At 70.6% G+C, this 16,260-nt stretch carries 1 protein-coding gene (running past one end of the window); it reads left to right on the top strand.

Annotation, left to right across the window (positions count from 1 at the left end):
- The coding region annotated (locus ACWEKS_RS21270; RefSeq protein WP_452341685.1) for a non-ribosomal peptide synthase/polyketide synthase crosses the window boundary (this coding region is incomplete at its 5' end): on the top strand, positions 1-16,109 show 16,109 of its 29,223 nt. The annotated region extends 13,114 nt beyond the left edge of the window.
- Positions 16,110-16,260 lie beyond the last annotated feature (151 nt).

Consider the following 16,260-nt stretch of genomic DNA (forward strand, 5'->3'; position numbering starts at 1 on the left):
GGCAGCGCGAAACCCTCGGCGACGAGGACGACGCGGACTCGCTGATCGCCCAGCAGGTCTCCTACTGGAGCAGCGAACTGGCCGGGCTGCCGGACCAGATCGACCTGCCCTCGGATCGCCCGCGCCCGGCGGTGGCGTCCAATGCCGGTGGGGTGCACGAGTTCTCGATCGACGCCGACCTCTTGGCCGGGCTCAACGGCCTGGCCCGTGAGCACGGCGCCTCGCTGTTCATGGTCGTGCACGCGGCCTTCGCGGCCCTGCTGGCGCGCCTGTCCGGCGGCGACGACATCGCCATCGGCACCGCGGTCGCGGGCCGTGGCGAGCAGGTGCTCGACGACGCCATCGGCATGTTCGTCAACACCCTGGTGCTGCGCACAGCCGTCGACTCGGGGGAGAAGTTCGCCGAGCTGCTGGCCCGCACCAAGGACACCGACCTGGCCGCCTTCGGCCACGCCGACCTGCCCTTCGAGCGCCTGGTCGAGATCCTCAACCCGGCCCGCTCGCAGGCCCGGCACCCGCTGTTCCAGGTCATGCTGTCGTTCCAGAACACCGGCGCGGCGACCTTCGCCCTGCCCGGGCTGGAAGTGGCGGGCGTGCCGCTGGACGTGGTCACCGCCAAGTTCGACCTGCACCTCAACCTGACCGAACGGGCCGACGGCGACGGCATGACCGCCGAATTCGCCTACGCCACCGACATGTTCGACCCGGCCACCATCGCCGCCTTCGGCGAGCGCCTGGTGCGCCTGCTGTCGACCGTGGTCGCCGAGCCGACCGCGCTGGTCGGCGATGTCGAGCTGCTGGACGCGGCCGAGCGCCGCCAGGTGCTGCGCACCTGGAACGCCACCGAGTACGACGTCAAGCGGGTCGCCCTGGGCGGCAAGAAGATCGACGCCGAGGTCACCCTCGCGTCGATGTTCCAGACCCAGCTGAAGCAGACCCCCGACCTCACCGCGCTGGTGTTCGAGGGGACGAGTCTGTCCTACGGCGAGTTCGCCGCTCGCGTGCACCAGCTGGCCCGCCACCTCATCGCCGAGGGCGTCGGACCGGACACCTATGTGGCCCTGGGCATGCGCCGCTCCTTCGAGCTGCTGGTCGGCATGTACGCCGTCACGGTCGCCGGTGGCGCGTACGTGCCGCTGGACCCGGACCACCCGGCCGAGCGCAACCAGTACGTGCTCGACACCGCGCGGCCGGTGTGCGTGCTCAGCACCCGCGGGGATCGGTTCGAAACCACCACGCGCACACTGCTGATCGACGAGCTGGACGTGTCGGGCTACTCGGACGCCCCGATCACCGACGCCGACCGGATCGCCCCGCTGCGCGGCGACCATGTCGCATACGTGATCTTCACGTCGGGTTCGACCGGCCGCCCGAAGGGCGTGGCGGTGAGCCACACGGCCATCGTCAACCGCCTGGTGTGGATGCAGACCGAGTACGGCCTGTTCGACGACGATGTCGTCTTGCAGAAGACCCCGGCCACCTTCGACGTGTCGGTGTGGGAGTTCTTCTGGCCCCTGCAGATCGGCGCGGCCCTGGTCATCGCCAAGCCGGACGGTCACCGCGATCCGGGCTACCTGGCCGACCTGATCATCGAGACCGGTGTCACCACCGCGCACTTCGTGCCGTCGATGATGTCGGTGTTCGTGGCGGAGGAGAAGGCCGCCGAATGTGTTTCGCTGCAGCAGGTCTTCGCCTCGGGTGAGGCGCTGCCCGCGCCGACCGCGCAGAAGCTGCGCGAGCTCACCGGCGCACGACTGCACAACCTCTACGGCCCGACCGAAGCGGCCGTCGACGTCACCTACCACGAGGTGGAGGACACCGACGCGCTGTCGGTGCCGATCGGCGCGCCGGTTTTCAACACCCGTGTGTACGTGCTGGATTCGCGCCTGCACCCGGTCGCCCCGGGTGTCGCGGGTGAGCTGTACCTGTCGGGCGTCCAGCTGGCGCGCGGCTACGTCGCCCGTCCGGAGCTGACCGCCGATCGCTTCGTCGCCGACCCGTTCCACGACGGCGAGCGCATGTACCGCACCGGCGACCTCGTCAAGTGGACCGGCCGCGGGGAGCTGGAGTACCTGGGTCGCACCGACTTCCAGGTGAAGCTGCGTGGTCTGCGCATCGAGCTCGGCGAGATCGAATCCGCGCTCACCGCCATCGATGCCATCGCCCAGTCGGTGGTCGTGGTCCGCAGCGACGATCGGCTCGGCGAGCAGCTGGTCGGCTATGTCATCCCGACCGCCGGCCACAGCGTCGACCTCGACGCCGTGCGCGCCGAACTGCAGGACGGCCTGCCCGGCTACATGGTTCCGACCGCCTTCGTGGTGCTGGATGCCTTCCCGCTCAATGCCTCCGGCAAGCTGGATCGCAAGCAGCTGCCCGCACCGGTGTTCGAGGCCAAGGTCTTCCGCGCCCCGTCCACCCCGATCGAGGAGATCGTGGCGGGCACCTTCTCCGACGTGCTCGGCGTCGGACGGGTCGGCCTGGACGACGACTTCTTCGAGCTCGGCGGCAACTCGCTGATCGCCACCCAGGTCACCGCCCGCCTCGGCGCGGCCCTGGACACCCAGCTCGCGGTGCGCGATCTGTTCGAGGCGTCCACGGTCGCGGCGCTGGCCGCGCGGGTGGAGCGCAATGCCGGTTCCGGGGCGCGGCCGCGCCTGATTCCCGGTGAGCGTCCCGCGCACCTGCCGCTGTCCCCGGCGCAGCAGCGCTACTGGTTCCTCAACCAGTTCGACACCAGCACTTCGGCGGTCGACAACATTCCGCTGGCGGTCCGCTTCACCGGCGCGCTGGATCTGTACGCCATGAAGCAGGCCATCGGCGATGTGATCGCCCGCCACGAGGTGCTGCGCACGGTGTACCCACAAGCGCAGGGAGGTGGAGCGTCGGCCGAGGGGCCGCACCAGGTCGTGCTGCCCGCCTCGAAGACCGATCTGTCGCTGGTGCCGGAGGAGGTGACCGAGGGCGAACTGCTCGGCAAGGTCATCGAATTCGCCATGACCACCTTCGACGTCACCGTCGAGGTGCCGCTCGCCGTCAAGATGTTCCGCATCGCGGACAGTGAGACCACCCAGCACGTGCTGGCCTTCACCGTCCACCACGTCTCCGCCGACGGCTCCTCCATGGGCCCGATGGCGCGCGACATCATGGCCGCCTACGTGGCCCGGGTGAACGGCGATGTGCCGCAGTGGGCTCCGCTGCCGGTGCAGTACGCCGACTACGCGCTGTGGCAGCGTGAGGTGCTCGGCCGTGAGGACGACGCGGAATCGCTTGCCGCCAAGCAGGTCTCGTACTGGACCCGCGCCCTGGCCGGGCTGCCGGACCAGCTGGAGCTGCCCACCGACCGGCCGCGCCCCCCGGCGCAGTCGTTCCACGGCAAGGCGCTGCGCTTCGATATCGACGCCGAGCGTCACGCCAAGCTGCACGAGCTGGCGCGGGCCAACAACGCCTCGCTGTTCATGGTCGTGCACGCCGCCCTGGCGGTACTGCTGGCCCGTCTGTCCGGCACCGACGACATCGCGGTCGGCACCCCGATCGCGGGCCGCGGTGAGCGCGAACTCGACGACCTGATCGGCATGTTCGTGAACACCCTGGTGTTCCGGACCCAGGTCGACGGCGCCGCGAGCTTCGCCGACCTGCTCTCCGAGGTGCGCGAGCGCGACCTCGAAGCCTTCGCCAACGCCGACGTGCCGTTCGAGCGCCTGGTCGAGGTGCTCAACCCGGTCCGCTCCACCGCGCGCAACCCGCTGTTCCAGGTGGGCCTGTCGTTCCAGAACCTGGCCGAGACCGCCTTCGAGCTGCCGGGCCTGCACGTGGCCGCGGTCGAATTCGACTCGCAGCTGGCCAAGACCGACCTGCACGTCACGCTCTACGACCGGTACACCGAGGACGGCACACCGGCCGAGATCCTCACCGAATTCGGTTACGCCACCGACCTGTTCGACGAATCGACCGTGCGGTCCTTCGCCGACCGGTTCGTGCGGGTGCTGGACGCCATCCTGGCCGACACCACCGTCGCGGTCGGCGACCTCGACCTGCTGGGCGAGGACGAGAACGTGCGAATCCTGCAGCGGTGGAACAACACCGCCCAGGACGTGGAGTCGGTCATGGACGGCGGTTCCGAGGCCACCCTGGTCTCGCTGCTCGACCGGGCGGTGTCCGACGACCCGAAGGCCGTGGCCATCGTCGCCGACACCTCCGAGGGCACCGAGCAGCTGACCTACGCCGAGCTCGACGCCCGCGTGAACCAGCTCGCCCGCGAGCTCATCGCGCGCGGCATCGGCGCGGAAGACCGGGTGGCCCTGGCCATTCGACGGTCCACCGACCTGGTGGTCGCCATGTACGCGGTCGCCAAGTCCGGTGCCGCCTACGTGCCGATCGACCCGGATCAGCCCGCCGAGCGCGTCGGCTACATCCTGGAGACGGCCGCGCCCGAGGCCGTACTCACCACGGCCGCAGTCGGTTTCGAGACCGAACTCGCCGAGGTGCTGCGCATCGACGAGCTGGACCTGTCCGGCCACTCGGCCAAGCCGGTCACGGCCGCCGAGCGGGTGCGCGAGCTGACGGCCGCGAACACCGCGTACGTCATCTTCACCTCCGGTTCCACCGGCCGCCCCAAGGGTGTGGCGCTGCCACACGGCGCGGTCGTGAACCAGTTGCTGTGGAAGGTCACCGAATTCGGCCTCGACCCGGCCGACGCGGTGCTGCTCAAGACCGCCGCCACCTTCGACCTCTCGGTCTGGGAGTTCTGGTCCGCCGCCGCCTGCGGTGGCCGCATGGTCATCGCCGCGCCGGACGGCCACAAGGACCCGGCGTACCTGAACGAGCTCATGGCCCGCGAATGGGTGACCACGCTGCACGTGGTGCCGTCCATGCTGGACGCGCTGCTCGCCGACGGGCTGCCGGATTCGCTGTGGCGCATCCTGGCCATCGGTGAGGCGCTGCCCGGCCCGCTGGCGCAGCGCGTGCTGCGGGAGCGGCCGCGCACCGAGCTGTTCAACCTGTACGGCCCGACCGAGGCCGCGGTGTCCATCACCAGCCACCGGGTCACCGCCCGCGACGAGCTGTCGGTGTCCATCGGCTCGCCCGAGTGGAACTCCCAGGTGTACGTGCTGGATGCGCGCCTGCGGCCGGTGCCGGTGGGCGTCTCCGGCGAGCTGTACCTGGCCGGCGCGCAACTGGCGCGCGGCTACCACGGCCGCCCGGACCTCACTTCCGACCGGTTCGTGGCGAACCCGTTCCGCTCCGCCTCCCCGCGCTTCGACAACGGTTCCCGCATGTACCGCACCGGTGACCTGGTGGCCTGGCAGGAGAACGGGGAGCTGGAGTACCGGGGCCGCACCGACTTCCAGGTGAAGATCCGCGGTTTCCGCATCGAGCTCGGCGATATCGAATCCGCGCTGCTGCGCCTGGATTCCGTCGCCTCGGCGGCCGTGGTCGCGCACACCGATCCGGTGCTCGGCGACCGCCTGGTGGCCTACATCGTCGGCAGCGACGGCGACCCCGACAAGCAGCAGCTGCAGTCGGCGCTGGCCGCCGAACTGCCGTCGTACATGATCCCGTCGGTCTTCATGCCGCTGACCGCGTTGCCGCTCAACGCCAACGGCAAGCTGGACCGTAAGGAGCTGCCGCAGCCCACCTTCGAGAAGGCGGTCTTCCGCGCCCCCGTCAGCCCGATCGAGCAGATCGTGGCGGGCGTGTTCGCGGAGGTGCTGCGCGTCGAATCCGGCCGCATCGGCCTGGACGACGACTTCTTCGCGTGGGGCGGCAACTCGCTGCTCGCCACCCAGGTGGCCGCGCGCCTCGGCGAGGCGCTCAACACCCGGGTGCCGGTGCGACTGCTGTTCGAGGCGTCCACGGTGGCCGCGCTCGCGGCCCGGGTGGAACGCGACGCCGGCGCCGGCGGCCGCAAGGCGCTCACCGCCGGACCGCGGCCGGACAACGTTCCGCTGTCGCTGGCCCAGCAGCGCATGTGGTTCCTCAACCGCTTCGACACCGCCTCGGCCGCCTACAACGTGCCGGTCGCGGTGCGGCTGTCGGGCCTGCTGGACGAGGACGCGCTGCGCGCCGCCATCGCGGATGTGGTTGCCCGCCACGAGATCCTGCGGACCATCTACCCGCAGACCGAGGACGGGCCGGTGCAGGTCATCCTGCCGCCGGCGCAGGCCGTGCCGGAGCTCGAGGTGCGCACCGTCACCGCCGACGAGGTCGTGGGCGCGGTGGTCGAGCTGACCTCCACCGCCTTCGACGTGACCGTCGAGGTGCCGATCAAGGTGGCGCTGTTCAAGATCGAGGGCGAGGTCCCGGCTCCCGCGGCCGAGTCCGGTGCCGCGACGCGCGGGCCGTCGGAGGCCGCGGCGCACGCGGCGGCCTACACCTTCGACTTCGCCGACATCGAGCCCACCGGCCAGTTCCCGGTCGTGGACCCGGACGGCCCCGCGCCCGCGGAATACGTGCTGGCCCTGGTGATCCACCACATCTCCGGCGACGGTTCCTCGGTGGCCCCGCTGACCCGCGACCTGATGACCGCCTACGCGGCGCGCTCCATCAAGCAGAAGCCGGGCTGGACCCCGCTGGCGGTGCAGTACGCGGACTACTCCATCTGGCAGCGCGAACTGCTGGGCAGCGAGGACGATCCGGAATCGCTGGCGTCGAAGCAGGTCGCCTACTGGGCGCAGGCGCTCGCCGGCCTGCCGGATCAGCTGGACCTCCCGGCCGACCGGCCGCGTCCGGCGGTGCAGACCTTCGCGGGCGGCAAGATCGACGTCCGCATCGACGCCGGATTGCACGCGGCGCTGGTCGAATTGGCCCGCACCGAGGGCGCGACGCTGTTCATGGTCGTGCACACCGCGCTCGCGGTACTGCTGTCGCGCCTGTCGGGCTCCGACGACATCGCCATCGGCACCCCGATGGCCGGTCGTGGCGAGGCCGTCCTGGACGACCTCATCGGTATGTTCGTCAACACCCTGGTGTTCCGCACGCTGGTCGACGGCGGGCAGCCGTTCGCCGAGCTGCTGGCGCGCCAGCGCGAGACCGATATCCAGGCCTACGCCAATGCCGACGTGCCGTTCGAGCGCCTGGTCGAGGTGCTCAACCCGGCCCGCTCGACCGCGCGGCACCCGCTGTTCCAGGTGGGTCTGTCCTTCCAGAACCTGACCCGCTCCACCCTGGAACTGCCGGGCCTGAGCGTGTCCGGCCTGGACGTCGACACCGAGCTGTCGCAGTTCGACCTGCACCTCATCGTCTCCGACATCTACGGCGAAGACGGTGCGGCCCAGGGCATCACCGGCATCCTGACCTACGCCACCGATATCTTCGACCGGGACACCGCGCACGGCTTCGCGGATCGGTTCGTGCACCTGCTGCGCGAGATCGTGACCGCACCCCGCACCGCGGTCGGCGAGATCGAGCTGCTGGCCGGGGCCGAACGGACCGAGATCCTGGAGCGGCGCAATGCCACCGCGCACCAGGTGGATTCGGCCGCGACGCTGGTGTCCATGCTCGAAGCGACGGTGGCGGCCAAGCCGACCGCCATCGCGCTCATCGGACCGGACAGCGAGACGCTGACCTACGCCGAACTCGGCGCCCGGGTCAACGGCCTTGCCCGCCATCTGATCTCGCTGGGCGTGGGCCCGGAGGCGCGGGTCGCGCTGGCGCTGCGGCGCTCCGTCGACCTGGTCGTGGCCATGTACGCGGTCTCGGTCGCCGGTGGCGCGTACGTGCCGGTGGACCCGGACCAGCCGGCCGAGCGGACCGGGTACATCCTGGAAACCGCCGCGCCGGTGTGCGTGCTGACCAACGCCGCGGCCGAGTTCACGACCGATATCGCGCCGCTGGTGCGGCTGGACGAGCTCGCGCTGTCCGGCGCGAACCCCGGCCCGGTCACCGATGCCGAGCGAGTCGCCCCGCTGCGGCCCGAGCACACCGCCTACGTCATCTTCACCTCCGGTTCCACCGGTCGCCCGAAGGGCGTGGCGCTGCCGCACGCGGCCATCGCCAACCAGTTGCAGTGGAAGAGCGCGGAATTCGAGCTCGGCGCGGACGACGCGGTGCTGCTCAAGACCGCCGCCACCTTCGACCTGTCGGTCTGGGAGTTCTGGTCGGCCGCCGTGTCCGGTGGCCGCCTGGTGATCGCGGCGGCCGACGGGCACCGGGATCCGGCGTACCTCGACGAGCTGATGGCGCGCGAGCGGGTCACCACCCTGCACGTGGTGCCGTCCATGCTGGACGCGCTGCTCACCGCGGCCGAAGGGACGCTGAACGATTCACTGCGGCGGGTGCTCGCCATCGGTGAGGCGCTGCCCGCGACAGTGGCGCAGCGCTTCCGTGCGGGCAATCCGGACGCCGGGCTGTTCAACCTGTACGGCCCGACCGAGGCCGCGGTGTCCATCACCAGCCACCGGGTCACCGACGCCGACCAGGGTTCGGTGTCCATCGGTGCGCCGGAATGGAATTCGCGGGTCTACGTGCTCGACGCGCGCTTGAACCCCGTGCCCGACGGCGTCTCCGGCGAGCTCTACCTCGCCGGTGCGCAGCTGGCCCGCGGCTACTTCGCGCGTCCGGATCTGACCGCGGATCGTTTCGTGGCCGACCCGTTCGCCGTCGGCGAGCGCATGTACCGCACCGGTGACCTGGTCGCCTGGTCCGGCAACGGCGAGCTGGAGTACCGGGGCCGCACCGACTTCCAGGTGAAGATCCGTGGTTTCCGTATCGAGCTCGGCGAGATCGAGGCGGCGCTGCTGGCGCTGCCGGAGATCGCGCAGACCGCGGTGCTGGCCAAGCAGGACGCCAGGACGGGTGACCGCCTGGTGGCCTACCTGGTGCCGTCCGGCTCGGGTGTCGATGTGCCGCTGGTGAAGTCGGCGCTGGCGGCGGCGCTGCCGTCGTACATGGTGCCGTCGGCCTTCGTGGTGCTGGATGCCCTGCCGCTCAATGTGAACGGCAAGCTGGACCGGAAGGCGCTGCCGGAGCCGGAGTTCGAGACCACCGCCTTCCGGGCGCCGTCCACCCCGATCGAGGAGATCGTGGCGGGCGTCATCGCCGAGGTCCTGGGCGCCGAGCGCGTGGGCGCGGACGACGACTTCTTCGCCCTCGGCGGCAACTCGCTGCTCGCCACCCAGGTCGCCGCGCGCATCGGCGCGGCCCTGGACGCGCGGGTACCGGTGCGCGCCGTGTTCGAGGCGTCGACCGTCGCCGGGCTGGCCGCCAAGGTCGAGCAGCACGCTGGTGCGGGAGATCGCAAGGCGCTCACGGCCGCACCGCGGCCCGACAATGTGCCGCTGTCGCTGGCACAGCAGCGCATGTGGTTCCTCAACCAGTTCGACACCGCGTCGGCCGCGTACAACGTCCCCGTGGCGGTGCGTCTGACCGGTGCGCTGGATGTGGACGCGCTGCAGCAGGCCGTCGCCGACGTGATCGGCCGCCACGAGACGCTGCGCACCGTCTACCCGCAGGTGGACGGCGCGGCCGCGCAGGTGATCGTGCCGGTGGCGCAGGCGGTTCCGGATCTGACGCCGGTCGTCGTCGCGGCCGAGTCGGTGACCGAGCGGATCGCCGCGCTGGTCACCGCCGGCTTCGACGTGACCGCGGAAGTGCCGTTGCACGCCAAGCTGTTCCGCGTCGACGGTGCCGAAACGGAGTCCATCGACGGCACCGCCGCCGTCGAGCATGTGCTGGTCTTCGTCACCCACCACATCGCCGCCGACGGCTGGTCCATGGGCCCGCTCACCCGCGACGTCATGGTGGCCTATGCCGCCCGCGCCGCCGGTGTCGCGCCCGGCTGGGCGCCGCTGCCGGTGCAGTACGCGGACTTCTCGATCTGGCAGCGCGAGGTACTCGGCTCCGAGGACGACGCGACCAGCCTGATCGCCGCGCAGGCCGAATTCTGGCGCACCGCACTGGCGGATCTGCCCGACGAGCTGAACCTGCCCTCGGATCGCCCGCGCCCCACCGCGCAGTCCTTCCGCGGCGGCCGGGTGCTGTTCCCGATCGGCAAGGACCTGCACCGCGGACTCCAGCAGCTCGCGCGCACCAACAACGCGACCATGTTCATGGTCGTGCACACCGCCCTCGCGGTGTTCCTGGCGCGCCTGTCCGGCACCTCCGACATCGCCATCGGCGCGCCCATCGCGGGCCGCGGCGAGGCCGAGCTGGACAACCTGATCGGCATGTTCGTCAACACCCTGGTGCTGCGTACCGAGGTGAGCGGACAGGCCGGCTTCACCGAGCTGCTGGCCCAGGCCAAGGACAGTGACCTGCAGGCGTTCGCGCACGCGGACATTCCGTTCGAGCGGCTCGTCGAGCTGCTCAACCCGGAGCGGTCCACCGCGCGGCACCCGCTGTTCCAGGTGGCGCTGTCGTTCGAGAACCTGCCCGACAGCTCCTTCGAACTGCCCGCGTTGCGGGCCGCGGCGGTCGACTTCGAGAACGAGATCGCCAAGTTCGACCTCATGCTCACCCTGACCGAGGCTCCGGCCGACGCGGACGCCGGCATGTACGCCGAATTCGGTTACGCCCGTGACCTGTTCGACCAGGAGACGGTGGCGGGCTTCGCGGAGCGGTTCCTCCGCCTGCTCGGCGAGATCATCGCCGCGCCGCGCACCGCGGTCGGCGACCTGGAGATCCTGGCCGCCGACGAGCGCGCCGACCTGATCTCCCGCACGGGCGGTCCGGCCATCGAGCCGCGCGTGCTGCCCGAGCTGCTGGCCGAGGCCGTCGCCAACAACCCGGTCGGCGAGGCGGTCGTGTTCCAGGGCCAGGCCCTGGGCTACGCCGAACTCGACGCGGCCTCCTCGCGCCTGGCGCGCGTGCTCATCGAGCGCGGCGCCGGACCGGAAACCCGTGTCGCCGTGGCCATCCGGCGCTCCTTCGAATCGGTGCTGGCCATCTGGGCCGTCGCCAAGTCGGGTGCGGCCTTCGTGCCGGTCGATCCGTCTTACCCGGCGGACCGCATCGCGCACATGGTCAACGACTCCGGCGCGGTGCTCGGCCTGACGGTCGACGCCGAGCTCGAGGGGCTGCCGCCGGTCAAGAGCCTGGCGGGCTGGATCTCGCTCGACGATCCCATGGTGCAGGCCGAGATCGCCTCGCACTTCGCCGAACCCGTCACCGACGCGGAGCGGTGGGCGCCGGTCCGGCCGGACCACGTGGCCTACGTGATCTACACCTCGGGTACGACGGGCATGCCGAAGGGCGTCGTGGTGACGCACTCCGGTCTCGCCAACTTCGCGACCGAGCAGATCGTGCGCTACCACCTCGACTCCGGTTCGCGGGCACTGCATTTCGCCTCGCCGTCGTTCGACGCGTCGGTGCTGGAGTACCTGCTCGCCATCGGCGCGGGCGGCACCCTCGTGGTGGTCCCGCCGGGCGTCTATGGCGGCGAGGAACTGGCCGAGCTGATCAAGCGCGAGCGGGCCACGCACGCCTTCATCACCCCGGCCGCGCTCGCCACCCTCGACCCGAAGGGTCTGGACTCGCTGCGGGTGCTGGTCGCCGGTGGTGAGGCCGTGCCGGCCGATCTGGTCGAGAAGTGGGCGATTCCGTTGGAGAACCGCACGATTCGTGCGTTCCACAACGGCTACGGCCCCACCGAGACCACGATCATGACCAACATCAGCGATGCGCTGGTGCCGGGCGATCTGGTCACCATCGGCGGTCCGATCCGCGGTATGCAGGCCCTCATCCTGGACGCGCGCCTGCGTCCGGTGCCGGTGGGCGTCGCGGGCGAGCTGTACCTGTCGGGTATCCAGCTCTCGCGTGGCTACCACGACCGCCCGGGCCTGTCGGCCGAGCGGTTCGTCGCCAACCCGTTCGTGGCCGGCGAGCGGATGTACCGCTCCGGTGACGTGGTCCGCTGGACCCCCACCGGCGAGGTGGAATACGTGGGCCGCAACGACTTCCAGGTGAAGGTGCGCGGCTTCCGCATCGAGCTCGGTGAGATCGACGCCGCGCTGGCCTCGCACGAGACCGTCGACTTCGCGGTCACCGTCGGTCACAAGACCGAGGCCGGGGCCACCATCCTGGCGGCCTACGTGCTGCCGGTGGCGGGCCGGACCATCGACATCCCGGCGCTGACCGAGCATGTCGCGGGCCGCCTGCCGGAATACATGGTGCCGACGGCGATCACGATCCTGGACGCCATCCCGCTGACCCCGGTCGGCAAGCTGGATCGCCGGGCGCTGCCCGAGCCGGTGTTCACCGCGCGGGACTTCCGCGCGCCGGTCACCGAACTGGAAGCGAGCATCGCCGAGGTCTTCGCCGACGTGCTCGGCGTCGACCAGGTGGGTGCGGACGATTCGTTCTTCGCGCTCGGCGGCGACTCGATCCTGTCCATCCAGCTGGTCTCCCGGGCCAAGGCGCGCGGCATCGTGTTCTCGCCGCGCGACGTGTTCGAGAAGCGGACCGTCGCGGGGCTGGCCGAGATCGCCACGCTGGGCGGGGACACCACGCAGGAGAAGCTGGCGGAACTGCCGGGCGGCGGGGTCGGCGACATTCCGCTGACGCCGATCATGCACGCGATCCTGTCGAGTGGGTCGTCGTACGAGCGGTTCTCGCAGACCATGCCGCTGCGACTGCCGGACGGCATCACGCGGACGGTGCTGGTCGGGGCCATCGGTGCGCTGTTCGACCACCACGACGTGCTGCGGTCACGTCTGCGCGGCAGTGCCCGTGCAAAGAACGCAACGGACGGCTTCGAATTCGAGGCGCTGCCGCGCGGGGCCGTCGACGTCGACGCGCTGGTGCACCGGGTCGAACTGGCCGCGGACATCTCCGACGAGGAGCTGACCCGGGTCGGCAGCATAGAATTCGATGCGGCGCTGGGCCGTCTGGATCCGGCGAATGCGGCCATGGTGCAGTTCGTCTGGTTCGCCTTCGCCCCCGAGGGTTCCGACGAGGCACGCGTCCGCCGGGACGTGCTGCTCATCGTCGCGCACCACATGGTGGTCGACGGCGTCTCCTGGCGCATCCTGATTCCGGACCTGGGCCTGGCCTGGTCGCAGGTGGCGTTCGAGCAGCCGCTGGCGCTGCCCGAGACCGGCACCTCCATGCGACGCTGGGCGCACGCCCTGGTCGAGGAGTCGCGCAGTGAGGCGCGGGTCGCGGAACTGCCGTTCTGGCAGCGGGTTACCGAGACGCCGGATCCGCTGCTCGGGTCGCGGGCGTTCGACCCGAAGGTCGACACCTTCGCCACCGTCGAGCGGATCGAGGTCACGGTGCCGGCATCGGTCACCGAGGCCGTGCTCACCGCCGTCCCGGGCCTGTACCGGGGTGGCGTCAACGACGGTCTGCTGTCGGCGCTGGCCCTGGCGGTCGCGCGCTGGCGCGGGGAGACCACCGGCGGCTCGGCGCTGATCAAGCTCGAGGGCCACGGCCGTGAAGAGGACATCGTTCCGGGCGCGGATCTTTCGCGGACGGTCGGCTGGTTCACCGCCGCCTTCCCGGTGCGACTGGACCTGAACGACGCGGATCTCGCCGATGCCTTCGAGGGCGGAAACGCCCTGGGCGACATCGTGAAATCGGTCAAGGAACAGCTGCTGGCGCTGCCCGACAAGGGTCTGGGCTGGGGTCTGCTGCGCTACCTCAACCCCGAAACCGCCACGCAGCTGCGCGATGTCGGCCAGATCAGCTTCAACTACCTGGGCCGGATGTCCGCGGGCGAGGTGCCCGAGGGCATGGCCGAACTGGGCTGGGTGCCGGTCGACGACCTGGGCCGCCTCGACGGCGACATGGACGCCGACATGCCCGCCAACGCCACCCTCGACATCAACGCCATCGTCACCGACGGCGCGGACGGCCCGGAGCTGGGCGCGGCCTTCTCCTACCCGAGTGGGCTGCTCGAACGCGAACGGGTGCGGGAGTTCGCTGACCTGTTCGTGGCGGCGCTGACCGCGCTGGCCGCGCACGCCAAGCGGCCGGAGGCGGGCGGCTTCACGCCGTCCGACCTGCCGCTGGTGCGGGTGGAGCAGTCCGACATCGAGGTGTGGGAGCGGACGTACCCGGCGCTGTCCGACGTGTGGCCGCTCTCGCCGCTGCAGTCGGGTCTGCTGTTCCACGCGCTGCTCACCCAGAACACGGTGGACGTCTACACCATTCAGACCGTGCTCGACCTGAGCGGTGTGGTGGACGTGGATCGGCTGAAGGTGGCCGCGCAGGCCATCCTGGACCGGTACCCGAGCCTGCGGACCGCGTTCGTCACCGACGCCGACGGCCAGGCCCACCAGGTGGTGCTGGACCGGGTCGAGGCGCCGTTCACGGTCATCGATCTCACGGATCTGCCGGAGGCCGAACGCAATCCGCGCATGCGGGAGATGATCGAGGCCGATCGCGCCGATCACTTCGACCTGTCCGCGGCGCCGCTCATGCGGTTCAACGTGTTCCGGATCAGTGACGACCTGGTGCACCTGGTCATCACCACCCACCACATCCTGGTGGACGGCTGGTCCATGCCGCTGCTCATGCAGGACCTGCTGGTGCTGTACGCGGTGCGCGGCGACATGTCGGTGCTGCCGCGGGTGCCGTCGTTCCGGAACTACCTGGCCTGGCTGGCCGGACGGAACCGGGACGAATCGCTCGCCGCCTGGCAGCGCGCCCTCGCCGGGGTGAGCGAGCCGACCCAGCTCGCGCCCGTCGCGACCCGCGACGAGAACTACGAAATCGGCCGCTACACACTGGATATCGACGCCGACCGCACCCGCGCGCTCACCAAGCGCGCCGGGGAACTCAATGTCACGCTGAACACGCTGATCCAGACCTCCTGGGCGGTGCTGATCGGCCGCCTCACCGGGCGCAGTGACGTGGTGTTCGGCGCGACCGTCTCCGGTCGCCCGGGTGATCTGCCCGGTGTCGAGTCCATGGTGGGTCTGTTCATCAACACGGTGCCGGTGCGCATCCGGGTCGACGACCGGCTGACCATCGCGGGGCTGCTGCAGCGGGTTCAGCACGATCAGGCCGATCTGCTCGAACACCACCACATCGGGCTCACCGAGATCCAGCGATTGGCCGGTGCCGGAGCGGAATTCGACACCATCATGGCGTTCGAGTCCTACCCGGTGGACAAGGACGCCATCGCCGCGGCCAGCTCCATCGACGGCATGTCCGTCAGCGGTGTGGGCATCAACGACAACACCCACTACCCGATGAGCCTGGTCATCATGGCGGGCGAGACCATCGACATCTCCATGCGCTACCTGGGCAGCCGGTTCACCGCCGACGAGGTCGCCATCCTCGCCGCGCGCTTCAACCGGATCCTGGACGCGCTGGTCGGAGCCGCCGAGGGCCTGGTCGGTGACATCGACATCCTCGATGCCACCGAGCGCGCCCGCATCCTCGCCGAAAGCGCCGTCACCCCCGCCGATTCCGCGGCGGACGCGGCGCGCGTCGGCACCGCGACCGTGGCCAATGTGCTGGCCGAGGTCGTCGAAGAGGACCCGCAGGCGCCCGCCCTGCTGTCCGACGGCCAGGAGATCGCGTACGCCATCCTGGATCGCCGCAGCTCCCAGCTGGCGCGCCTGCTCATCGAGCGCGGCGCGGGCCCCGGCGACGTCGTCGCCGTGGCCCTCCCGCACACGGTGGAAGCGGTGGTCGCGGTCTGGGCCATCCACAAGGCCGGTGCCGCGGTGCTCTTCGCCGACGGCCTCTCCTTCGGCGACATCCTCGCCGCCGGAGCCGGTTTCGGCATCGCCCAGGAACCGGCCGCCAGCTCGGTCCGCTGGCTGGTCCCGTCGGACCCGAAGGTCCAGTCCGACCTGGCCACCCGCCCCGCGCACCCGGTCTCCTACACCGACCGCGTCCGCCCCCTGTCCGAATCCGACCCCGCCTTCGTCTACCGCGACGCCGACACCTGGGCCACCCTCACCCAGTCCGAGGCCCTCGACCGCGCAGCCACCCTGCGCGCCGACAACGACGTCGACTACGAGTCCACGACGTACACCACCGCCTCCACCGACCAACCCGCGATCGACGAATTCCTGGCCTCCGCCACCGCAGGCGCCCTCTCCGTCCTCCCCACCGGCAACACCCCCGCCGACCTGGAAGACGGCGAAGTCACCCACTGGTTCACAACCCCGGGCGACCCGAGAGACGAAGCAGGCGAAGACATCCGCCTCATCGACTGACCCCGCCCCGCCGGTGACGAACACCCCGTTCGTCACCGGGCGGCAAGCGGCCTACTCGTTGAGCAACCTCAGCCGGGTCGATGTGGACGTGCGCTGGCGCATGCGGATGCTCCTCACCGAGAATGCCGGGCGGCCAGCAGATGGCTGGGTC

This window comes from Nocardia sp. NPDC004711 (assembly GCF_053601595.1).